Origin of the sequence: Advenella sp., from assembly GCF_052108595.1 — a bacterium.
Taxonomy (GTDB): Bacteria; Pseudomonadota; Gammaproteobacteria; order Burkholderiales; family Burkholderiaceae_B; genus Advenella.
Genome location: NZ_JBQEAU010000036.1, coordinates 1 through 21,934, shown reverse-complemented (window position 1 = coordinate 21,934; position 21,934 = coordinate 1). Strand labels below are relative to the sequence as shown.

Sequence of the window (21,934 nt, the reverse complement as noted above, 5' to 3'; positions counted from 1 at the left end):
GGCGTGCGACAATGCCTGCTATTGCCCTTATTTTTCGACCCCTGGTGCCCGCATGTCCTCAAAATCCCCTGTATCCTGGCCGTACCCCGCCGTTATCGCACATCGTGGCGGCGGCTGCATTGCCCCTGAAAACACGCTTGCCGGCCTGCGCTGCGGCTACGACCATGGCTTTATCATGTCGGAGTTTGACGTCAAGCTCAGCGGCGACGACGTCTTGATTGTGCTGCACGACGACACAGTGGATCGCACCTCTGACGGCACAGGTGCGGCAGCCGGCATGCCATTCAAAGCGCTGGGCCAGTTGGATATGGGCAGTTGGCATTCGGCCTGGTACGCAGGGGAGCCATTGCCGGCCTTCAGCCAGTTTGCCCGCTTCATTTTGGAAAACAGCCTGCTTTGCAATATCGAAATCAAACCATGTCCTGGCCGTGAAGCACAAACCGGCGCCGCAGTGGCCCAGGCCGTGACGCAATGGTGGGCAAATGGCGGCGTCGCCCCGCTGGTTTCGTCCTTTTCACGCGAGGCGCTGGCTGCCTTTGCACGCGAGGCCGCCGATGTGCCACGGGCTTTCCTGATCGACACCCTGCCCGAAGATTTTGAAAGCACGCTCGAATCGCTGGGCTGCCATGCCATCAATCTGAACCAGAAATATCTGGACGAACCTACGATCGCTCGGATCCACGCCGCCGGCTACAAAGTATGCGCCTATACGGTCAATGATTACCGTCGGGCCAAACAGCTGCTGGCCTGGGGCTGCGATGCCATTTTCACGGACGAGCTCGTCCGCATTCCTGCCGATCTCGGCGCCTATTAAAGTACTGCCACATGTTCAGTTACCGTCACGCATTTCACGCCGGCAATCATGCCGACGTGCTCAAACACGCAGTCCTGTTGCATATTCTCGATTATTACAATCGCAAGGACGCGCCCTACTGGGTCATTGACACCCATGCCGGTGCCGGCGTCTATGATCTGACCGATGCCTGGGCGGAGAAAACCGCCGAATTTCGCGACGGCATCGAGCGGCTGTGGCACCTGCCCCAGTTGCCCGCGCTGCTGGCCGACTACGTCGACCATGTGCGACAGCTCAATGATCAGGGTGGCCTGAGCGTCTATCCTGGCTCGCCATGGATCGCATTGCAGTTGATGCGCCCTGTGGACAGGCTGCGCCTGTTCGAACTGCATCCTACCGAAATCACGCATCTGGATGAAAATATACAGATGCAATCGCGGGATGTGGCAAGACAGGTCAGCGTCTTTGAGAAAGACGGGTTTACCGGCCTGCTCTCGCAACTGCCACCTGCCCCACGACGCGGCATTATCCTGATTGATCCGTCCTACGAAGACAAGAATGACTACCGCCATACCCTGACAGCCATCAGGGAAGGTCTGAAAAAATTTGCGACCGGCTGCTTTGCGGTCTGGTACCCGCTGGTGCGGCGTAAAGAAGTGCACGATATGCAAAAGCAGCTGGAAAAGATCAGCGACGCCAGTTGGGTGCACGTTCGCCTGGCGGTAAAAAGGCCGCCGGAAAACGGCTATGGCCTGTATGGCAGCGCCATGTTTGTTGTCAATCCACCATATACCCTGGTGACAGCACTGCGCCAAGCCATGCCCGTGCTGGAAAAACAGCTGGCACAGGACGATCAGGCGCAGTGTTCACTCACTCATCAGGATAAATAATTTCCAGCACTTCCAGTTGTTTGACGCCTGAAGGCGTGCGCAACGTGACCGTGTCGCCTTCCTGGGCCTTGAGCAGCGCCCGGGCGACCGGCGAAATCCAGCTGATTTTCCCCTGCAGGGGCTCGGCTTCGTCAACGCCTACAATGGTGATACGAAACTCTTGGCCCAGTTCATCGCAATAGAGCACCTGGGCGCCAAAAAACACTCGGTCGCGATCAGGCTGCTTGCCGGGATCCACCACCTCGGCAATCTCCAGCCGTTTGGTCAGAAAGCGGATCCGGCGATCAATTTCGCGCAATCGTTTCTTCCCATAGAGATAATCGCCGTTTTCAGAGCGATCCCCGTTTGAAGCGGCCCATGACACAATCTGGACCACTTCGGGCCGCTCTTCATTCATCAGATGCGTCAATTCATCGCGCAGCATCGTGTAGCCACCACGCGTCATGTAATTGCGGGTGCCTGGCGGCAGGGAAACGGCCTCGGGACTCTGATCGTCCTCGTCGTCGTCTTCCTTTTCCTTGACAAATGCTTTATTCATAATTTCAGTTGAATGCTTTCCAGACGGGAACAAGGTCGCTTGGCATGGGGGGCAATCTGCCCAGGTCCATGCGGCTTTCCTTGGGACTATGAAAATCTGATCCGCAGGACGCCAGAAAACCATACTGGCGTGCCACATTGGCGTACTGGTGGTACTGATCGGGCGTGTGTGAACCGGTGACTACTTCGATCCCCTTGCCTCCCATCAGTTTGAACGTGCGAAACAGCGTCGTAAACTCCCGGCGTGAATATTTGTAGCGACCAGGATGTGCGATGACCGCGATGCCACCGGCGTCATGGATCCAGTTGAGCGCCTCATCCAGCCCGGCCCATTGGCCGGCTACATAGGCGGGCTTGCCATCGGCCAGGTAGCGATCGAATACATCCTGCATACTTTTGCAATATCCCTGCTCAACCAGATAGCGTGCGAAATGGGTTCGGCTCAGCAAGTTCGGGTTACCGGCATAACTGAGGGCGCCCTCATAGGTTCCGGCAATCCCCAGTTCAGCCAGCTTGTCTGCCATCAGATGGGCACGCGTCTCGCGATCTCGCCGAATCTGTTCAAGCCCCTGGTTGAGCCGTCTGTTTTCAATATCGATATTGAGTCCTACCACATGCAAGGTGTGCTCGGCCCAGCTCACCGAGATTTCAATGCCCGAAACGAACTGCATGCCCAGCGACCGGGCCGCTTCCCTGGCTTGCGGGATTCCGCGGATTTCATCGTGATCAGTCAAACTCCACAGGGTCACGCCATTGGCGTGCGCGCGCGCTGCTACCTCGACAGGCGCCAATACGCCGTCCGATGCGGTAGAGTGGCAGTGTAAATCTGCCTTGAATGCGAGCGACTCTGTCATGGTCCTTCCTGTAATGCCGATTGATGTTCTATGTGGTCCAGCAACCCATATAAACTGAGTTGTCCAAGCCCGGGGATTGCGCACGAGCGCTCAAGAGAGGCGCTCTGCAAAAACGCCTGCATAAAAAAGCTGTCATCCTGCTGATATTTTACGCCCTCTGCCCTGCAAAGACATCTCCCGGGCGGTTTTATGGCGCGAAGCTGCCTTCGTCGCGGCTCAGGACAGCAGGAACTGGCGCACGGCCTGCACCTGTGACTGCGGCAATAATGAAGGCGCATGGCCTGTTTCGGGGATTTCGATCATTTGCAGGTGCTTATTGCGCGCCTGCATTTGTTCCGCTGTCGTTTTGCTTAACAAATCGGAACGCTCGCCTCGGATCAGCAGAATCGGGCATTGCAACGACTCAAAGGCCCGCCACAGCATGGCTTCACCGGCTTTGAGCATTTTTTCGTCTTTCAGGCCTGCAAAGGCCTGGGCGATCGCCAGGTCATAATGCTGGGTCCAGAACTGGCCTTTTTGCACCATGGCCGCCTTGGTAAACGTCACCCATTGCTCATCGCTTAGCGGACCGAAAGCGGCCGCATTGGTTTTCATATGGTTGACCGCATCCTCAAAGGCGTCAAATTGCAGAGGAAGGCCAACATAGCCGGCAATCCGCTCGATAGAGGCCAGCTCGATCGCCGGCCCGACATCGTTCAGGATCAGCTTGCCCAGGGACAGCCCGGTGGTCTTGGGCAACGCACTGTCGCCCGCCGCTGCGATGGCTGCGTGCTTGGCGCCGACCACGGCGGAAAAAGCCAATGCGATCAGGCCCCCCATGGACGTGCCCAGCCAGTCGAGCGATTGCGGCTGCAATCTTGCCAGCAACGTGGTGATATCCGAAACATACTGAGGCACGACATAGCTGGCAGGGTTGGTAAGGAAATCGGATGCGCCGCGTCCGGCGATATCCGGGCAGACGACACGGTACTCTTTGGACATGGCCCTGGCCACTTCATCAAAGTCATTGCCATTGCGCGACAATCCATGCACACACAACAGCACCCGTCCGTTGGTCGGATCTCCCCACTCCCGATAGGCCATGCGATGAATACCGGCAGGACTCATGCAGTTGACGAAATTCAAACGGGGCGATTGCATAAAAACTCCTTGAACGGAATGGCGTTAAACGGGATGCAAAACAGCATATCCTGGGGTGTGAACGCATAGGCTCAAAAGCATCGCAACAGAAAAAACGTGTCGCGGGCATGCAGGTCCCCGGGCCTGATTATCATAAGCTAAAAGCCATCCCAATAGCGCTGCCGCGATGCCCTTGCGCAATTTACCCATAAACCATTGGCGCCGGATCGGATCTGAATCGCGCCAGCAGCAATGGTATCCAGATACAGCTGCGCGGCATTGCGCCAACGCGTCGCCACGTCGCTGGCCGGATGTCCGTAACGATTCAGATAACCCGCCTGGGCAAAGGCAAGGATCGGTTGCATGGCCTGGACCAACGCCATCGACGATGAACTTGCAGAGCCATGGTGCGGCGCCATAATCACATCAGTCGCGGGAATTGGCGAAGGCGCCTGCAGCAACCGGGCTTCAACAGCAGCGCCGATATCACCAGTCAATAACGCAGAATGATGCCTGCCCTGTATCCGCAAAACACAACTGTGGTCATTATCCGCCTTGGCGGGCATCCCCTTGATTTCGGAAGGATGATAGAAACGAAATTGAACGCCATCGTATTCAAAGCTCACATCGCGCCGACAATAATCAAAGGTCGCTTGCGGGTTTTTCACAAGCAAATTCCGCTGCAGGGCATCCTGTTCGCGTTCCAGGTAATGATTAAGCGCAAATGAGGCATAGGCGTGCTTCACATTAACCTGCTGCAGCACGCTGCCCGCTCCTCCGGCGTGATCAATATCGGAATGGGAAATGATCAGCTCGTCCAGCGCATCAATGCCCACGGCCCGCAGATAAGGAACGACAACCTGGCTGCCGCTATCGCTATTGGCACTGCTGCGCACGCCCGTATCAAAAAGCAGGTGATGCTGCTGCGTACTGACCAGCACGGCAGCACCCTGCCCGACATCCAGCACGGTCATGAACCAGTCTCCCGCCAATGGTCGGGGCGGCCGAAAAAACAGCACAGGAATCAGCAATACCAACCCCAGCGCACGCCCAGGAATGCCTTTGGGCAGAACGAACACAAACAGCCCGAGCATACCCAGTGCAATCCAGTGGCTGGGTACGGCAGGAAAATCGGGCGTCGCCCATTCGATGCCTGCTAACCCATGTGCCGCAACTAAAACAGTCTCCAGCAGCCAATGCACGCCATCGGCCAGCCAGACGGCTGCCGATGGCCACAAGCCGGTTGCACACAGTACGGCCAGCAACAGCGCCAGCGGCGTAACCAGTCCGCCGATCACCGGGATGGCAAAGGCATTGACCAGCGGCGAAACAAAAGCATATTGTTGAAACAGGCCTATGAGCAACGGCGCCAGGGCAACGCTCATGAACAGCTGCATTTTGGCAGCGTCCCACAGCCGCTGCAAACCACTGACCACCAGAGCTGGCGTTGCCGACACGTGTTGCTTGCTACGGGATCCCCACAACATGAGACTGGCAATAGCGGCAAAGGACAGGCAGAATCCGATAGACAGCACAGCCCACGGATCCAGCACGAGTATGCACAAGGCCGCGAGGGCAAGCAGGGTTACACTTTTTATACGGGCACGCCAGACGACAGACAGCCAGAATATTGCAAGCATCATAAAGGTGCGCTGCGCCGGGACGCCCCACCCTGCCAGCACCGAATAGGTCGCAGCGACCAGCAAGCCCGCGCTGGCGGCCACGATCTGGGCCGGCCTGCGTTCAGCCAGTTGCTTGCCTTGCAGACGCAGCCGTCGCCACAATCGAAACACGCCCAGGCTGCCCAGTGCAGCGAGCATCGTAATATGCGAGCCGCTGATAGATACCAGATGTGTGATGCCAGTGAGATTGAAGACTTGCCAGTCGTCGTTGCTGATGCCGTTCTGGTCTCCCATGACAAGCGCAATAATCACAGGGCCATAGCGCTTGCCTTGCAAAACCTGGTCCAATGCACGGCGCAGGGAAAACCGGGCCCGTTCAATACAGGGTCCCCATGCGCCACAGACTTCGTCACGCAGCAGGCGCCCCGAACCGATGACCGTACCGCTGGCGCGTACACCCGCAGCAAACAGGAAGGCATCGTAATCGAAGCCATGAAAATTGCGTAATCCATGATTGTGTTTGAGCTTTACCGTCATTTGCCATAGTTGCCCGGGGCGAAGATCGGGCAAGCCTGCCGCCGGCCGTTGCGGTGGCGTAAACGGTCCGGTACGCGCGCCGGTATACCAGCGCAGCAGTACCCTTTCGGGCACGCGCTGCGCAAGCGCACCCGCGACAATGCGCGCCTCGAATGCCCACCCATTGATCAGATCTCGGGGCAACCCAGTCACTTGCACCTGCACCGATAGCGGACGATTTTCCAGTCGCCGATCAAGGCTGTCTGCCAGGCGCCAATGCGCCCGCCAGACCGAATACAACATGCCGCTGAGCACGCACAGACCAAGCACACTCAATGGTAGCGCGACGCGGATGAGGATTGGCATGAAACGGCAAAGGCGTATATCTTTATTGCTATCGGTGCGGTTATCTATGCAGCTATCGGTATGGTGCCTTGCGTTGCCCTGTGTTGCCCGGTTTGCTGCGCTTACCCGCTGCAATAGCGAGACTTGTGGCGGTCGAAATCCCTTTGACGACACCCGCGATGAAGCCTTCAACGACCAACAGATGCACAGGCAGGCCAGCCATACGGGGATCAGCACACGCACAGAAGGCAGCACCGGGCACCATTGCACAATGGCAATGCCCAACGAGAAGCAGAAAATCCAGACGAACGCAGGTAAATGCAAGCGGTGTGCAACCGGCTCGGGAGCGCTTGCCGGTAACGTGCCGCGCGCAGGCGAACATTGCGTCGCGCACTCAAGAGGTGAACGGTGAAAAACAGAAAGCGTAGCGCGCGCGTGCATAAGGCCGGGTCAGGATCAACAATCTTGCTGCTGTCATTGTTCAACGGCCCGAGCTGCACAGCAAGATGTTCGTGACTGATTTATCAATCAGGCCATACAACAAGCGCCACCAAGAATGGACTGCGTACCGTCCGCCCCATCATGGAGCAGTTTGGCCTTTGCGATTGCCGCGTACCATGAGGTATAGCCGCAGGCTGCAGACTGTACGACGCCCAAATTTGCCATGCCTGCCTGGTTCGCGCCTCAGGACGCTGCCAAGCGCGGCAGAACCTGCAAAGATGTTGCGCCAGTAGCCTGGGCAATCTCGTCGACCGACTGGTCGCGCAATTGAGCCAGCACCTGGGCGATGGCCGGAATCTGCTCTGGTGTATTGCGGGGATGATCCTCATGCAGCCAGGCCGGGGGAATATCCGGAGCGTCGGTTTCCAGCACAATATTTGCCAGGGAAACGCGGCTGGCCAGCCGACGGATCTGATGCGCACGGGTAAACGTCATTGCGCCACCGAAGCCTAAAGCAAATCCCAGGCCAACAAAATGATCAGCCTGCTGATCGCTGCCATTGAAAGCATGGGCAATACCACCGACGCCCGGGTAGCGACGCAGGTACTTCAAAATGATATCCTGAGAACGACGCACATGCAGCAGCACGGGCAAATCATACGCGCTCGCCAGTTTGAGCTGCTGCTGGTAGAAAAACTCCTGGCGTTCGCGCGGCGGCCCCTGGGCAATATCCTTCACGAAAAAATCCAGGCCAATTTCGCCGATGGCGACAAATCGCGGATCAGCCAGAGACCGCTCTACTTCCTGCGCCAAAATCTCCAGATCATCCTCGGCCGCATGTGCAACGAATAAAGGGTGAATGCCAAGCGCATAATAGCCACCGGCAAAAGAGTGAGCCAGTTGCCGAACCGTGGAAAAATTACTGCGCCCGATGGCGGGAATGACGATCTGCCTGACTCCGGCGTGTTCAGCACGCGCAATAACAGCATTGCGATCGTCATTGAATTCGGATGCGTCGAGATGACAATGTGTATCTATGAACATGACCTCTCCTTCGCGCGGCAGCGCGTTGCGTGTGATTATGTCGCCTGCAACACGCCCCGTTCCATCAGTAGTTGCCGGTCGGCCAGCGACGCCAGTTTGGCATCGTGGGTCACAATCACAAACGCCGTTTTGAATTCCGTGTTCATTTGCTTGAGCAAAGCAAACATGCTGGCCGCCGTTTCACGATCCAGGTTCCCTGTAGGTTCATCGGCCAGCACGCACACTGGTCGCGTCACCAGGGCTCGCGCCAATGCCACACGCTGACGCTCACCGCCCGACAGTTGTCCTGGCGTATGATGGATCCGCTCTTTCAGGCCTACACGTTCAAGTACAGCCTCGGCCTGGGAACGCGCCTGCTTGCGATCCATCCGTCGCACGATCAATGGCATGGCCACATTATCCAGCGCATTGAATTCATTGAGCAGATGATGAAACTGATAGACAAACCCTAGGCTCTCATTGCGAATACGACTGATGGCCTTTTCAGGCAGCGCATGGGTCTGCTGTCCATTGATCAGAATCTGGCCTGAGGTAGGCTTGTCTAACAGACCCAGCATATGTAGCAAGGTACTTTTTCCCGAGCCAGATGCGCCGATAATCGCAACCATTTCGCCGGCAGAAACCTGCAGCGATACGCCTTTCAGAATATCCAGGCGCGCGTCTCCGTCCTCGTAGTATTTGACCACATCGCGCGTTTCCAGGGCATAAGAATCCTGTTGCGTGGCGGTATTTTCCGGCTTAATCATGACGCAGCACCTCTGCAGGTTGCAGGCGGGAAGCCCGCCAGCTTGGGTAAATAGTAGCCAGCAACGACAGCACCAGCGACGTGATGCCGATCAGGCCGATGTCGTCCACTTCGGGGTGCGATGGCAGCGTACTAACGAAGTAAATGCTGGGATCCAGGAAATGGATGCCGAACAGCCGCTCAATGAAAGGAATCACCACATCGATATTGTAGGCAACCAGACAGCCGCACAATACGCCCAGGAAGGTTCCGATAAAGCCGATCAACGAACCCTGCACCAGAAAAATCTTGCCGATCTGAAAGGGGCTGACGCCCAGCGTGCGCAAAATCGCAATATCCGACTGCTTGTCCTTGACCGCCATCACCAGCGACGATAGCAGGTTGAATGCAGCGACCGCGACAATCAGAACCAGGATCAGGAACATCATGCGCTTTTCGGTTTTGACTGCAGCAAACCAGGTTCGGTTATCCATGGTCCAGTCACGCGCCACCACCCCTGGCGGCAATGAGTTGGTCAATTGCGTAGCCACTTCGGGCGCACCGATCATGTCATGAATTTTCAGCCGAACCCCTGCTGACCCAACATCACGAAACAGCACGGCCGCATCTTTTACTGCAATAAAGGCCATATTGGAATCATATTCGTAATGGCCGGACGAGAAAATACCGGATACGGTGAACTGACGCATGCGGGGCGAAAAGCCCGACGGATTGATTGAACCCTGGGGTGTCATCAGCAACAGCGTGTCGCCGACCGTCACGCCCATATACTGGGCCAGGTTGCTGCCGATCACCAATTTGAAACTGCCAGGCTCAAGGCTGTCGAGCGAGCCGTTGATCATTTGCTGCGGTAATTCCGAAACGTTGCCTTCGTTTTTCGGATCAATGCCGCGTATCTCCACGCCTTTGAGTACATCGCCCCGCGCCAGCATGCCGCCCGCTGCAACAAAGGCCGAGGCGCCCTCTACTTGCGGATTCTGCTTGGCCTGCTCAGCCAGCTTCTGCCAGTTATCCGTGACCGCAACCGGATCTTCATTGGGAACGACCAGCTGGATATGAGGCAGCACCGACAACATGCGATCGCGCACATCAACCTGGAAACCATTCATGACCGACAGCACGATAATCAGCGCAGCAACGCCCAATGCAATCCCGACCATGGAGGTGCCTGCGATAAAAGAGACAAACCGGTCGCCTTTTCTGCCGCGCCCACGCGTGCGTGTCAGGCCGGCGTACCGGGCACCAATCCATAATTCAAAAGGTATTTTCACGTATATTGTTCTTTACAAAGATCAGCATTCCAGCATGGAACAACTGAATTAAAAGAAAATTTCATTTATCTATCATGCGGTTACCGGATAACCGGCGGATCCGGCCATAAACGGCGGGCGCAACAAATAGGGAACAAGCCCCCGATGATATCTGAAAACCCGTATGGCTGACAGGCAAGCCCAGACTCCTCTATAAGATTGTATTTCAGTGTATTTTGTTCCGTTCAATTTGCATTCCCATACCGACACCCATTACCCTGCACTACGGACTCAGCTCCCGGCAGTGCCGGTCGCAGCTCTGGCCAGTACACTGGCGAGCGCGGTTCGTGCCGTCACAGCACGTCTATATATCAGGGAATGTCGGATAATCTATCAGGGAATGTCGGATAATCGGTGATCGCCATTGTGCTGACCGAACCTAACCGGTGGCCCAAAAAACAAGGTGCCGGCAAACCCGCAATATTGCAAAAATGAAGCAATGGGTGCGTTAGCGCACCCTGCCTTTGCACTGGATTCAGCCCTTTTGCCTGCGCCCATTGCCGGGCTGGTCGCGCAAGTTTCGCTACAGCAGTAAATTGTGCTACGACGTCTGCCTTGTGGATCCATGGAACGCGGTCATCACATAACACGCGCTTTGTCCACCACCAGCCCGTTGTTCGGCGACCGCAACATTCGAAAAAAGCGCTGCCATAGCTACTGATTGGAAAATGACTATCGAAATAATGCGCAGAAAAAAATCCGCCGTCCCTGACCGCTGTCATGCCGACGCCGCTGCATCAATGGCACACATGGCGTCCTATCTGATTGAAAAATCTGCAGAATGATCAGCGTGATTCGCAAAAAAAAAAGATATAACAGGCGCCGGGCCCAGGATAAAAATATACCTACTTGGGCAGAACGAATTCAACGCGCCGGTTTTTCGCTCTTCCTGACGGGTTGTCCTTGCCGTTGATTTCATTTTCAGCCATGGGCTCGGCTTCTCCACGCCCCTGCGACCTTATCCGAGATTGCGCCACCCCTTCCCGGACAAGAAACGCCGCCACCGATTGTGCGCGAGTCTTAGACAGTTTCCGATTGTAGGCGTCTGTTCCCCTGGCATCCGTATGCCCGATCACTTTCACCACCTTCACCTGGCTATCACGGATGATGGTGCTGATATCCTTCAATGTTGCCTGAGCCTTTGGCGACAAATTCGCGCTATCGAAAGCAAACAGAATATCACTGGCAACAGAAAGAATGGTGCCGCCATCGGCCTTGCGCACGGAGATGCGGCCATTTTCTTCGATAAGCTTTTTCGCACTCTCGGACAGCTCGCTGGCTGCCGCATTCAAATCCGATGAAGCTACCTGTAAATCAGAGGAAGTGGCCTGCAAATCAAGTACCTGAGGTACCAGGTCCAGAACGTACTGGTCAGGGTCATAATCATTTTGCGCGATCGCCATGCCTGACAGCCCCAGCGCCAGCAGCAACCAGGATAACCGCGCCATACGGATAAGATAACCGCGCTGCATTGGCTCATTCATCCGTGGTTGTGAACGGGCCAAGCGGCTCGATATTCGGCAGAAATAACATCAGGCTTTCACCTGCGGGCGGCGCGGGAAACGTGCCGTACCAGATGCCGCGCAATTTCCCCTTGCCGGCCAATACCAGTTTTTCGGGAGCCAATGGCTTGCCTGCGGAGTCTTTCAATAAAAGGTACTTTTTATCTCCAGCCAGAAGGTAAAAGTCGTTTTCGTACGCCGATTTGTCCAGACGGGAATACAGTACACTGATCTTGTTTATTTCCGGGTCCGTTTCTATGAAACGCACTTTGACCGTCACGCGATTACCCGTTTTTACGACTGAAGTCAGCTCTGCCGATGCGCCGCCATCGGCCACCAGACCGCTTGCCAGAGAACTTTGCTGGGCGTCTGCCGCTGCCGTCTGTGAAAAAGAAGATAACGGAAGCATGGCAGCAATAAGCAAAGACAGCGAAGTAACGGTAGTGCGAAGTTTCATCTGATTTTAGTCCTGGTTGGTCAGTCTGGTGGATTAGGGTATCGGGATATTTCCAGCATGAAAGGTAAGCGGCAAGAACTCGCCACTACCAATATGCCGATTATATTGACGCGACTATTTCCCTATATCGTTAAGGCAACAGAGTGACAATTATTACATTTGTATACAGCCCACCAGGGCGACTCATGCAAGCGCGTTCACCTTGCTCTGGGTGCCTATTTCGCTGAATACGTCGCGAGTACGGCGCTACGTTGCCAATCATCATTTTCATTAGCATCCCAGGCGCCTGTGGGCTGTGCATCAGGTGCAGCACGATCAACAGACCCATGGAGCGTATGGCCGTTTCACGGCTCGCCCCTGCCGGGTATGGCTCTGAAGCCGGCTGCTGTCCGGACACAGCAAAAAGACGGCGCCAATGACAGTTGTCATGGGCGCCATCCTGGTCACATATATTTGATAAAAAATGCAATGGCCGGGCTATAATTGCGGGCATACAACTATTTTGCGCAAAGGTTTACTTTGAAGATACCTGCCCTGGCCTTTACCGTCACCGATTGGGACAAAATACCGGCTACCGAACATTCGGGAGAGCAAGGCAAGGCATTATGGCGTACGCTCAATATCGGCGACGTTCGCGTGCGGATGGTTCAATACACGCCAGGCTATCTGGCAGATCATTGGTGCGATCGCGGGCATATTCTGTATGTGCTGGAAGGCGAGCTGGAATCACAACTGAAAGACGGCCGCACATTCACACTCACAGCGGGCATGAGCTATCAGGTCTCTGATTTCGGCGATGCAGCCCATCGTTCTTTCACACGCACCGGCGTCAAACTGTTTATTGTGGACTGACAGTATAAAAACACGATCATCAATCGCGCATCAGATCAGCGTTCCTGTCCACTTCTTTTATAGTCTCATCACAAAAGGCACTGGACGTCCAGAGCAGGTGACCGGTTCATGGCGACATCCCCGTATCACAACGGGCCGTAGTATCATTACGGAATACTATTACTTAACCGCCAACCGTCATGGCGCAACAACACAGATCGCTCAGGTCACTTTGCCCTGGTCGATCAAACCGGGAACGAACCGATAGCGTGGCTTGAACGTTGTCACCCTTCTTTGAGTGCTTCGTCAAAATCCCCTTGAGGCAGATCCGGCAGCTTGGTCCATTCGGACCATTTGTCACTTGATGAAGAAGTGTTTTGCCTGTTCGATTGCCAGATCGAACCGTCATTGGCCACAGTGATTAACACGACGCCACCTGCGTTTAGCGGTGCTGTGGCGATTTGCATGGCTTTTCTGTTCATGGCGTACCCATTTGATAGTTGACTAACCATTATGCCCCTGTGAGCCCGGATTAATGCCATAAACCCTGTGAAAGCAAAAACGGTTCTTCATAAAAGGCCAATACCTGACCCAAGAAGGCAAATGATAGGTAAGATCTCTAGCTTATCTAAATGAGGACAACCAATGAGTATCGATAGTGTATTAATTATTGCAGGTATAGCTGCATTCCTCATTTTTAATTATTTTTTCCGTTCAAACAACAATACCGAAGAGCAGATCTGGAAACTGATTTCCCGGGATCGTATCTGTCGCGATGCCCAGGTTGACCAGAAAGATCTGAAGATATCGGTCACCAGCTACTACGAAGTGGGTGCGAGCAAGAGCCGCCTTCCGGCGCAAAGCCAATACAATTTCAAGGTATCCTGCAAAATGCCGAGCTCAGGCAGCAGGCGCAGAAAATGGGTGCCGGTTGGCAACGGATACAGCGTTAACATCACCTCCGACGCCGAGTTGATCGAAGATAGTATCATCCAGGATATCAAGCGCGCACAGGATGAACGCACAGGATAAGTTCATGCGGCCCGGGAAAGAGCCGTGCAAACCAGAACGTGCCTGCCTGACCGCCCGCTTGCCCGCCTGACGACCCTATAGTGTTAAAGCGTCTTTCCCCATCAGTTGTCCGATGCCTGGCCGCACTATCGTGGCAACGCTTGCCCGCGTTGTCCGCAGGCCACGCTGTTATTTACAGCCAAAACGCAACACCGGACATTGCCGGTACCCAGGAGCATGCCCGTCGCCGTCCTGTTGCAGATACGCTTGCTGCCGAGACTTAGCCGTTATAATCCCCTGATCGGTCACTTAAATTGAAGCCATCTGAGCGCGCTGCACGCCTTCCTGCACAAAGGTCCCGCACCGGGACCGCGATGCACCCGCAATGAATGGCGCCTCATGCGAATCCATGTCCCAAACTCTTTCATTTTCAATATTTCTCAATAAACCAGAATCCCTGGCACTGCATAGAACCTGGGTTTTGAATATGCGCACCTGTCCAGCATGAAACTAATCATTCCCGGGGCGCTGCCCCCGCATTCCGTGGCAGCGGAAACCGCCATCCATTTGGAAAAAACCGCGCCGCTACTGCGACGCTTGTTCGAATACGCCACCCCGCATATTCACCTGGCCGATCCAGACCAGACAGGCTGCACGCCTTACGAAGCCTGGCTGGTGCAGCATTATCAATTTACGCCCACGCCTGGCCAGGCACCCTGTGCCGCCCTGGCACCAATGCTGGTGCCGCAAGCGCAGAGCGCTGAACCCGTCTGGCTGTTTCAGCTTGCACACTTTGGCCTGAGCAACAGCGGCGCGCACATGCTGACCGCGAGCGACATTGCTGTGACAGAGCAGGAAAGCATGGCGCTTTATGAAAGTGCGGCTGATATATTGACCGATACCCCGATTACCTGGACCGGCCACACCGCTGAAGGCTGGACAGTGGCCGTACCGGACGGTTTCAGTTTGCCGTCACGCAGCCCGACGCTGATTGCCAGCGCCGATCTGGCACACGTCTGGCCCCAGGAGGATGCCTTCAAACCCTTGCGCCGCCTGCTCAGTGAACTGCAAATTGCGTGGCATCATCACCCCGTGAATGAGACGCGACGCGACAGGCAAATGCCGTTGATCAATGGCGGCTGGCTGTTTGGCGGCGCCGCGCCGGCGCAATTGGCCGCACCATCAATGACAATGCCGATCGTGATACGCGACCTGGAAGCGCCTCATCGCCAGCGCCAATGGGGCCACTGGCTGGCGCTGTTGCCGGCAGTGGAGCGCACACTTACACTTGAACTGGCGGCAGCCCTCAAAACCCAATCTGGGGGCAACCCTGTTACCATGCCAGTCAGCCTGATCCTGACCGGCGACGACCGATGGGTCAGGCTTACCCTGGAACCTACACCGGCGCTGCTCAAGTGGCTGCCCGGTCAACGCAAGCAATGGAAGCAATGGTGGTCTCAGTAAAAATCACAGCCCGTCTGGTGAATCCGGACTATGAAAAACAATTGCAGGAAAGTGGCATTCACACGCTGCTGGCCCGTCTGTGGGCCGCGCGCGGCGTGGCCTCGTCCGAGCAAACGCGCCTGTCCTGGAGCGACCTGATCAACCCGTCTGAACTCAATCAGGCCGACAAGGCTGCGGCCATTCTTGCCGATGCCATCGCCGCCAAGAAAAAACTGCTGATTATTGCCGATTACGACTGTGATGGCGCCACCGCATGCGCTGTCGCCTTGCGTGGTTTGCGCGCCTTTGGCGCCGATGTGGATTTTCTGGTGCCAAACCGATTCGAAACCGGCTATGGCCTGTCGCCCGCAGTGGTGGAGCTGGCCAGCCGACACCATGCCGGCAAGCCGGATATGCTGATTACGGTGGACAACGGCATTGCCAGTATCGATGGCGTACAGGCGGCCAACGACCTTGGCATGCAGGTACTGGTCACAGACCATCACCTGCCTGGCGATGCGCTACCCGAAGCCATCGCGATCGTGAATCCCAACCATCCCGAATGCCAATTTCCTTCCAAGAACCTGGCCGGCGTGGGTGTGATCTTTTATGTCTTGTTGGCGCTGCGCGCGGAGTTCCGCCGCCGTGGCTGGGTTGATGCCAAGGCGGGCCCCAGGCTTGACGCGCTGGCCGATCTGGTCGCACTGGGAACTGTGGCCGATGTGGTGCGGCTGGACCCCAACAATCGCCTGCTGGTATCGCAGGGATTGAAAAAGATCCGTAATAATCAGTTGCAGCCCGGCCTCAAAGCCCTGTTCCTGGTCGCCAGTTGCGACAACCGTGAAGCAACAGCACTGGATCTGGGTTTTCGCATCGGCCCGCGCATCAATGCCGCTGGCCGTCTGGCCGACATGAGCATCGGGATCCGCTGCCTTACGACGGATGACGAGGCAGAAGCGCTGGCGCTGGCCCGCGAACTGGATACGATGAACCATCGGCGTCGAACGATCGAACAGGATATGAGCGAGCAAGCCCAGGCCAGCCTGGAAGCGCCCGAAAAGGCCCGCAACGCCACTGTCTGCGTTTTTCATCCAGACTGGCATCAGGGCGTGGTGGGAATCGTTGCCTCACGGCTGAAGGAAAAATTCTGGAAACCCACCCTGGCCTTTGCCCCGGGCGACCCCGGCGAGCTACGCGGCTCGGGCCGGTCGGTCCCGGATGTGCATTTGCGCGATGTACTGGATCTGGTGTCCAAAACCCATTCGGGCATGATTCTGAAGTTCGGGGGGCACGCCATGGCCGCAGGACTGACACTGCGGCAAGAGGCTTTTGCCGAATTCGAAGAGGCCTTTGACCTGGCCGTACGCCGCATCAGCGGCAAAGACAGCTTTGAGCCGCTGATCGAGACAGACGGGTCGCTGGATCCCCTTTTTACGACAGCAGAAGTGGCCGGCATGTTGCATGAGCATGTGTGGGGTGCTGGTTTCCCTCCCCCGCTTTTCCGGGACACGTTCAGGGTCCTTAATCAGCGTCTGCTCAAGGAAAAACACCTCAAATTACGCCTGGAACGCATGAACCAGCAATACGATGCGATCTGGTTCAATCATGCCGAAGCATTGCCGGAATATACCGATCTTATCTATGAAATTGCACCCAATGCCTGGAATGGCGTTGTAAATGTGCAACTGATGGTGCGTCACGCCGAGCCTGCTGCCTTTTAGAGGTAGCGCGGCGGCGTGCCATTTATTACGATCGCTATCAAACGGGCCGTTTTCAGGTATTCTTGTTACAACGTTTACCGTCCCGACAAGGCAAGCTGACGGCAATTTGTTACGCTGCCCTTTTATTTCCCAAAAAACTTATGAAACTTACCAGCGCCATTCTGTTTACCCTTCTGACTTTGACCGCCTGCACGACGACCGGCACACCCGGACAGCATATTGACGGTGTGGTTGGCACGGTCGGCGGCGCCTTCGGCAACGTATCCGGCCAGCAACCTGCACGCTGATTGCTGCAACTTCAGTTCTAAATCGCGTGCACAAGCGCTGGGCAAGTTTTGCAGCCGAATATCGGCATTCGGCCAGCCATGGCGCGTGGGTGCGCTAAAATAAAGGGTTAAGCAAAATTACTCAGCAAGGGAATAACACGCATGGAAGCAGAACGTCAAAACCAACTCGCCGCCCGTCTCGAAGACTACGCTGAGCGCGAGGACGCGCTTCGGAGGTATCTTTGACGTCGAATCCAAATCGGAACGACTGCAGGTAGTCAATCTGGAGCTGGAAAATCCAGACGTATGGAACGATCCCGAGAAAGCCCAGGAGCTGGGCCGGGAGAAAAAGACACTGGAGAACGTCGTCCTTGTCCTGGATGAACTCCAGCAAAACATCCGCGATACGCAAGAACTGTTCGAACTGGCCAGTGCCGACGATGACGATGCGACCCTGCTTGCCATCGAAGAAGATACCGACGGCTTTGGCACGATCATCGAGGGCTTCGAGTTTCGCCGCATGTTCTCCAACCCGGCCGACCCCCTCAATTGCTTTGTCGACATCCAGGCCGGCGCCGGTGGCACCGAAGCCCAGGACTGGGCTTCCATGCTTTTGCGCCAATACCTCAGATATTGCGAACGCAAGGACTTCAAAACTGAAGTGCTGGAAGAGTCAGATGGCGACGTAGCCGGCATCAAATCGGCAACCATCAAGGTAGAAGGCGAATACGCATTCGGCTATCTGCGCACGGAAAGCGGTGTACACCGACTGGTGCGCAAAAGCCCGTTCGACTCCTCCAATGGTCGTCACACATCCTTTGCCAGTGTTTACGTCTACCCCGAAATCGATGACTCCATCGAGATCGACATCAACCCTGCGGATTTACGGGTCGATACTTACCGCGCCAGTGGTGCGGGGGGGCAGCACATCAACAAAACCGATTCGGCCGTGCGTATCACCCACGCGCCCACCGGTATTGTTGTACAGTGCCAGAATGACCGTTCGCAACATCGCAACCGGACCGAAGCCATGTCCATGTTGCGCTCCAAATTGTACGAGCTGGAAATGCGCAACCGCCTGGCTGAACAGCAGAAACTGGAAGACGCCAAGACCGAAGTGGGCTGGGGTCACCAGATCCGTTCCTATGTGCTGGACAATAGCCGCATCAAGGATCTGCGAACCAATGTCGAAATATCCAATACCCAAAAGGTGCTGGACGGCGATCTTGACCCGTTTATCGAAGCCAGCTTAAAGCAGGGAGTCTGATATGAGTGGAACCATCGCTATCGTTACCGGTGCCTCGCGTGGCCTGGGGGCAGCACTGGCCCGCAATCTGGCGGGCAGCGCGCGCCAGCTCATTACCGTATCGCGCAACAGCGACCAGCAAACGCAGCGGCTGGCCGAAGCATCCGGGTGCCAGCATGTTCATTATGGTCATGACCTGTCAGATGTGCAGCATATCGAAGCGGCTGCATTGGGCATTTTTGCCCAGCTGGATCAAACCGCAGACCAGTATCTGCTGATCAACAACGCCGGTTCGCTGGGCCCTGTTGCCCAGTACGATACGCTCGACGACGCCCATGCCATATCCAGCACTTTCAATCTGAATGTGACCAGCGCCATGCTGCTGACCACCGCCCTGCTGCGCGCCACCCGCGCGCTGAGCGCCGATGTACGGGTCGTAAACATCTCCTCGGGCGCCGGACGCTCTCCCACAGCCGGCTGGGGCGTGTACTGCGCTACCAAGGCTGCGCTGGACATGTATACACGCGTCGCCCGTCTTGAAGCGCCGCACGCCAGGCTGGTTTCGCTTGCCCCCGGCGTCATCGACACTACCATGCAGGCCACTATCAGGTCCGGCAACACAGACGATTTTCCCGATCTGGCGCGCTTTAACGCGATGAACGAAACGGGTGTGCTGCGCAGCCCCCAGGCAGTGGCAGAAAATGTTATTCGATATATCAATAGCGAGCACTTTGCGAGCAAAGAGCTTGATGATATACGCCAGTACAGCCAGTAAGCAGGCAATAGCGGTGTCGTAGCCCTGTCTGGGCAGCGCGCCGCAATGTTGCAACCCCATTCACCCTGGCATGTCAGATCTGCCTGACATGCCAAGCTAAACATCAGTAAACCCTATGAACGACATCCAGAAAGACGCGCCCGCTACCGAAGTGGACGAAAACAAACTCATTGCTGAAAGGCGAGGAAAACTGTCACGCCTGCGCTCGGCAGGCGTAGCTTATCCCAACAGCTTCAAACCCGAACACAAGGCGCAGGCGCTGCACGAGCAGTTTGGCCAATTCGACAAAGAAACCCTGGACCCTCAGGCCAATCCAGCCTGTGTTGCCGGCCGCATGATGCTCAAGCGCGTCATGGGCAAAGCCAGTTTTGCCACCATCCAGGATGCCAGCGGACGTATTCAGATTTATCTGGACAAAAAAGGCGTCGGTGAAGAGGTTTACGAACAATTCAAAACCTGGGACATCGGTGACATTATCGGCGTCAGTGGGCGCGTATTCAAGACCAACAAGGGCGAGCTCTCTATCCACGCGGAATCAATCAATCTGATTTCCAAATCCCTGCGGCCCCTGCCCGACAAATTCCACGGCATTGCCGACCAGGAACTGCGCTATCGCCAGCGTTACGTCGATCTGATCATGACCGAAGAGTCACGCAACACCTTCAAGGTGCGCAGCAAGGCCATTGCTGCCATGCGCTCGGTCATGAACGACTCTGGCTTTCTGGAAGTGGAAACGCCCATGCTGCACCCCATTCCCGGCGGCGCTGCGGCCAAGCCGTTTGTGACGCATCACAACGCGCTGGATATGCAGATGTTCCTGCGTATTGCGCCCGAGCTGTATCTGAAACGGCTTGTAGTAGGCGGCTTTGAACGGGTCTTTGAGATCAACCGCAACTTTCGCAACGAAGGCGTCAGCCCGCGGCACAATCCTGAATTTACGATGATGGAGTTCTATGCGGCCTACACCGACTATCAGTGGCTGATGGACTTTACCGAGCAATTGCTGCGCGATGTGGCCGTTGAAGCGACCGGCAGTGCGGTTCTGACCCATCAGGGCAAACCACTGGACCTGAGCCAGCCTTTCGATCGCCTGACGATCACGCAGGCCATCATGAAGTACGCCGAAGGTTATACAGAAGCACAGCTCAATGACATGGATTTCCTGCGAACCGAATTGCGCCGGCTGGGCGCGGAAGTAGATGGCCCGGTATTGGGGCGCGCCGGTATTGGCGCATTGCAACTGGCATTGTTCGAAGAAACGGCCGAATCACAATTGTGGAACCCGACCTTCATCATTGACTATCCGGTAGAAGTCTCTCCGCTGGCACGTGCCTCGGACAGCAACCCCCAAATCACTGAGCGCTTTGAACTGTTCATTACCGGTCGCGAAATTGCCAACGGGTTCTCCGAGCTGAACGATCCCGAAGACCAGGCGGCACGCTTCCAGGCACAGGTTGTTGCCAAGGATGCCGGCGATGAAGAAGCTATGTATTACGACGCCGATTACATTCGTGCGCTTGAATACGGTATGCCGCCTGCTGGTGGCTGCGGCATCGGCATTGACCGGTACATTATGCTGCTGACTGACAGCCCGACTATTCGTGATGTTCTGCTCTTCCCGCACCTGCGCAAGGAAGACTGATACCGCAGTAATGAGCGACGTAATGTTGCACGGAAAAGGTGGCGATCATGCCACCTTTTTTATTTGCTTGTGCCATCGAATCGCTCGATCGCCTCGATCAGCACGCTGATCCCCTGGGCCAGTTCTTGAGCCGACGTCCATTCATGCGCACAATGGCTTTTACCCTCTTTGCTCGGCACGAAAATCATTGCTGACGGGCAGATATGGCTTAAAAATGCAGCGTCATGGCCTGCTCCACTGGGCATCACTTTGTACGGCAACCCAAGGCTGTCGCTGGCATCACGAATATGCGACATCAGTTGCGGCGCACAGACGACGGGCTGGGTATCGGTGACCGTCTCGCAAGATAGCAGCGTAACCTGATTCATTGCTGCCGCCTGAGCAGCAATTTGCTCGAGCTGCCTGTGCAAGGCTTCCATGCTGGGCCGATGATCCGAGCGCATTTCAACTGAAATTTCGGCAAACCCTGGCACGACATTGCTGGCATTCGGTTTGACATTGAACTGACCACAAGTGGCCACAACGTAATGCTCCGGCTTGTCGCTAGCCATCTGGGTAGCAAAATGGCGGATATCACAGGCCGTTTGCGCCGCCGCAAGCAGTGCATCGCTGCGCATATGCATGGGCGTTGTCCCCGCATGCGCAGCTTGTCCCTTAAACTTGATGTGCACCCGGATGATGCCGACAATGGCGCTGACAACGCCGATCGGCAACGCCTCGTTTTCCAGCACACACCCCTGCTCAATATGAATTTCAAAAAACGCCTTGATGTCATCTCGCTTGACCAAGTCATTGGGTCTGCCACCCATACGCACGATCGCATC

22 protein-coding genes are annotated in these 21,934 nt (G+C 55.9%); 11 read left to right on the top strand and 11 right to left on the bottom strand.

Translation table 11 applies throughout. The features are described 5' to 3' along the window. Window positions 1–52: 52 nt before the first annotated feature. Both ugpQ and ACTIKR_RS08595 read left to right on the top strand, forming a co-directional pair. Window positions 53–814, top strand: a complete 762-nt coding sequence (gene ugpQ, locus ACTIKR_RS08600; RefSeq protein ID WP_442327625.1) for a glycerophosphodiester phosphodiesterase — start codon at window positions 53–55, stop codon at window positions 812–814. Between the two features lie 11 nt (window positions 815–825). Continuing rightward, window positions 826–1,683 (top strand): 23S rRNA (adenine(2030)-N(6))-methyltransferase RlmJ, encoded by an 858-nt coding sequence (locus ACTIKR_RS08595; RefSeq protein ID WP_442327624.1) that lies wholly within the window; start codon window positions 826–828, stop codon window positions 1,681–1,683. On the opposite strand, the gene greB is transcribed toward ACTIKR_RS08595, so the two are convergent. The 4 genes from greB to ACTIKR_RS08575 all read right to left on the bottom strand — a co-directional run bounded on the left by greB (window position 1,664) and on the right by ACTIKR_RS08575 (window position 6,697). Further along, a complete protein-coding gene (gene greB, locus ACTIKR_RS08590; RefSeq protein WP_442327623.1) occupies window positions 1,664–2,221 on the bottom strand; it encodes a transcription elongation factor GreB in 558 nt (185 codons plus the stop codon). The genes ACTIKR_RS08595 and greB overlap by 20 nt on opposite strands. A 4-nt stretch (window positions 2,222–2,225) precedes the next feature. After that, a complete protein-coding gene (locus tag ACTIKR_RS08585) occupies window positions 2,226–3,074 on the bottom strand; it encodes a 3',5'-nucleoside bisphosphate phosphatase (protein WP_442327622.1) in 849 nt (282 codons plus the stop codon). A gap of 216 nt (window positions 3,075–3,290) precedes the next feature. Then, complete coding sequence (locus ACTIKR_RS08580) at window positions 3,291–4,214, bottom strand: alpha/beta fold hydrolase (protein ID WP_442327621.1); 924 nt, start codon at window positions 4,212–4,214, stop codon at window positions 3,291–3,293. 137 nt (window positions 4,215–4,351) lie between these two features. After that, window positions 4,352–6,697 (bottom strand): DNA internalization-related competence protein ComEC/Rec2, encoded by a 2,346-nt coding sequence (locus ACTIKR_RS08575; RefSeq protein WP_442327620.1) that lies wholly within the window; start codon window positions 6,695–6,697, stop codon window positions 4,352–4,354. A gap of 46 nt (window positions 6,698–6,743) precedes the next feature. On the opposite strand from ACTIKR_RS08575, the gene ACTIKR_RS08570 reads away from it, so the two are divergent. Further along, window positions 6,744–7,088, top strand: a complete 345-nt coding sequence (locus tag ACTIKR_RS08570; RefSeq protein WP_442327619.1) for a hypothetical protein — start codon at window positions 6,744–6,746, stop codon at window positions 7,086–7,088. Window positions 7,089–7,360: 272 nt separating this feature from the next. Here the strand turns inward: ACTIKR_RS08570 and ACTIKR_RS08565 are convergent, their stop codons facing one another. The 5 genes from ACTIKR_RS08565 to ACTIKR_RS08545 form a co-directional block, all read right to left on the bottom strand. Beyond that, a complete protein-coding gene (locus ACTIKR_RS08565; RefSeq protein ID WP_442327618.1) occupies window positions 7,361–8,161 on the bottom strand; it encodes a TatD family hydrolase in 801 nt (266 codons plus the stop codon). A gap of 35 nt (window positions 8,162–8,196) precedes the next feature. Continuing rightward, a complete protein-coding gene (lolD, locus tag ACTIKR_RS08560; RefSeq protein ID WP_442327617.1) occupies window positions 8,197–8,907 on the bottom strand; it encodes a lipoprotein-releasing ABC transporter ATP-binding protein LolD in 711 nt (236 codons plus the stop codon). Continuing rightward, complete coding sequence (locus ACTIKR_RS08555; RefSeq protein ID WP_442327636.1) at window positions 8,900–10,132, bottom strand: lipoprotein-releasing ABC transporter permease subunit; 1,233 nt, start codon at window positions 10,130–10,132, stop codon at window positions 8,900–8,902. The genes lolD and ACTIKR_RS08555 overlap by 8 nt, the downstream gene beginning before the upstream one ends. 929 nt (window positions 10,133–11,061) lie before the next feature. Continuing rightward, entirely contained in the window at window positions 11,062–11,688 is a 627-nt protein-coding gene (locus ACTIKR_RS08550) for an OmpA family protein (RefSeq protein ID WP_442327616.1), read from the bottom strand. A 4-nt stretch (window positions 11,689–11,692) separates the two neighbouring features. Further along, on the bottom strand, window positions 11,693–12,175 hold the full coding sequence (locus ACTIKR_RS08545) for a hypothetical protein (RefSeq protein WP_442327615.1): 483 nt from the start codon (window positions 12,173–12,175) through the stop codon (window positions 11,693–11,695). Between the two features lie 519 nt (window positions 12,176–12,694). On the opposite strand from ACTIKR_RS08545, the gene ACTIKR_RS08540 reads away from it, so the two are divergent. Continuing rightward, window positions 12,695–13,027 (top strand): DHCW motif cupin fold protein, encoded by a 333-nt coding sequence (locus tag ACTIKR_RS08540; RefSeq protein ID WP_442327614.1) that lies wholly within the window; start codon window positions 12,695–12,697, stop codon window positions 13,025–13,027. Window positions 13,028–13,290: 263 nt separating this feature from the next. Here the strand turns inward: ACTIKR_RS08540 and ACTIKR_RS08535 are convergent, their stop codons facing one another. Beyond that, window positions 13,291–13,488, bottom strand: coding sequence for a hypothetical protein (locus ACTIKR_RS08535; protein WP_193086941.1), 198 nt, complete (start codon window positions 13,486–13,488; stop codon window positions 13,291–13,293). A gap of 163 nt (window positions 13,489–13,651) precedes the next feature. On the opposite strand from ACTIKR_RS08535, the gene ACTIKR_RS08530 reads away from it, so the two are divergent. From ACTIKR_RS08530 to lysS, 7 genes are all read left to right on the top strand, one after another. After that, entirely contained in the window at window positions 13,652–14,038 is a 387-nt protein-coding gene (locus tag ACTIKR_RS08530) for a hypothetical protein (protein WP_442327613.1), read from the top strand. Between the two features lie 483 nt (window positions 14,039–14,521). Further along, window positions 14,522–15,481 (top strand): hypothetical protein, encoded by a 960-nt coding sequence (locus ACTIKR_RS08525; protein WP_442327612.1) that lies wholly within the window; start codon window positions 14,522–14,524, stop codon window positions 15,479–15,481. Then, the gene (gene recJ / locus ACTIKR_RS08520) at window positions 15,469–17,181 is read left to right on the top strand and encodes a single-stranded-DNA-specific exonuclease RecJ (protein ID WP_370540160.1); all 1,713 of its coding nucleotides are present in this window, start codon (window positions 15,469–15,471) and stop codon (window positions 17,179–17,181) included. The genes ACTIKR_RS08525 and recJ overlap by 13 nt, the downstream gene beginning before the upstream one ends. Before the next feature lie 140 nt (window positions 17,182–17,321). After that, window positions 17,322–17,468 carry a hypothetical protein gene (locus tag ACTIKR_RS08515; RefSeq protein WP_442327611.1) on the top strand — a complete coding sequence of 49 codons (147 nt, stop codon included), beginning with the start codon at window positions 17,322–17,324 and terminating at the stop codon, window positions 17,466–17,468. Between the two features lie 141 nt (window positions 17,469–17,609). After that, a protein-coding gene (prfB, locus tag ACTIKR_RS08510) for a peptide chain release factor 2 (protein ID WP_442327610.1) occupies window positions 17,610–18,714 on the top strand; the annotation gives its coding sequence in 2 pieces (ribosomal slippage) (window positions 17,610–17,690 and window positions 17,692–18,714; 1,104 coding nt in all). Between the two features lies 1 nt (window position 18,715). Then, window positions 18,716–19,468 (top strand): SDR family NAD(P)-dependent oxidoreductase, encoded by a 753-nt coding sequence (locus ACTIKR_RS08505; RefSeq protein WP_442327609.1) that lies wholly within the window; start codon window positions 18,716–18,718, stop codon window positions 19,466–19,468. Between the two features lie 115 nt (window positions 19,469–19,583). Beyond that, window positions 19,584–21,110, top strand: coding sequence for a lysine--tRNA ligase (gene lysS / locus ACTIKR_RS08500; protein WP_442327608.1), 1,527 nt, complete (start codon window positions 19,584–19,586; stop codon window positions 21,108–21,110). A 59-nt stretch (window positions 21,111–21,169) separates the two neighbouring features. Here lysS and ACTIKR_RS08495 read toward each other — a convergent pair. Next, window positions 21,170–21,934, bottom strand: a 765-nt coding sequence (locus ACTIKR_RS08495) for a hydantoinase/carbamoylase family amidase (RefSeq protein WP_442327607.1), incomplete at its 5' end; no start/stop codon positions are given.

Coding starts and splice junctions, on each gene's coding strand:
- ACTIKR_RS08595 (WP_442327624.1), top strand. CDS start 826: ATGTTCAGTTACCGTCACGCATTTCACGCCGGCAATCATGCCGACGTG.
- ugpQ (WP_442327625.1), top strand. CDS start 53: ATGTCCTCAAAATCCCCTGTATCCTGGCCGTACCCCGCCGTTATCGCA.
- ACTIKR_RS08580 (WP_442327621.1), bottom strand. CDS start 4,214: ATGCAATCGCCCCGTTTGAATTTCGTCAACTGCATGAGTCCTGCCGGT.
- lolD (WP_442327617.1), bottom strand. CDS start 8,907: ATGATTAAGCCGGAAAATACCGCCACGCAACAGGATTCTTATGCCCTG.
- ACTIKR_RS08565 (WP_442327618.1), bottom strand. CDS start 8,161: ATGTTCATAGATACACATTGTCATCTCGACGCATCCGAATTCAATGAC.
- ACTIKR_RS08570 (WP_442327619.1), top strand. CDS start 6,744: ATGCAGCTATCGGTATGGTGCCTTGCGTTGCCCTGTGTTGCCCGGTTT.
- ACTIKR_RS08550 (WP_442327616.1), bottom strand. CDS start 11,688: ATGCAGCGCGGTTATCTTATCCGTATGGCGCGGTTATCCTGGTTGCTG.
- ACTIKR_RS08585 (WP_442327622.1), bottom strand. CDS start 3,074: ATGACAGAGTCGCTCGCATTCAAGGCAGATTTACACTGCCACTCTACC.
- ACTIKR_RS08515 (WP_442327611.1), top strand. CDS start 17,322: ATGAAACTTACCAGCGCCATTCTGTTTACCCTTCTGACTTTGACCGCC.
- ACTIKR_RS08530 (WP_442327613.1), top strand. CDS start 13,652: ATGAGTATCGATAGTGTATTAATTATTGCAGGTATAGCTGCATTCCTC.
- lysS (WP_442327608.1), top strand. CDS start 19,584: ATGAACGACATCCAGAAAGACGCGCCCGCTACCGAAGTGGACGAAAAC.
- greB (WP_442327623.1), bottom strand. CDS start 2,221: ATGAATAAAGCATTTGTCAAGGAAAAGGAAGACGACGACGAGGACGAT.
- ACTIKR_RS08575 (WP_442327620.1), bottom strand. CDS start 6,697: ATGCCAATCCTCATCCGCGTCGCGCTACCATTGAGTGTGCTTGGTCTG.
- ACTIKR_RS08535 (WP_193086941.1), bottom strand. CDS start 13,488: ATGAACAGAAAAGCCATGCAAATCGCCACAGCACCGCTAAACGCAGGT.
- ACTIKR_RS08505 (WP_442327609.1), top strand. CDS start 18,716: ATGAGTGGAACCATCGCTATCGTTACCGGTGCCTCGCGTGGCCTGGGG.
- ACTIKR_RS08545 (WP_442327615.1), bottom strand. CDS start 12,175: ATGAAACTTCGCACTACCGTTACTTCGCTGTCTTTGCTTATTGCTGCC.
- ACTIKR_RS08525 (WP_442327612.1), top strand. CDS start 14,522: ATGAAACTAATCATTCCCGGGGCGCTGCCCCCGCATTCCGTGGCAGCG.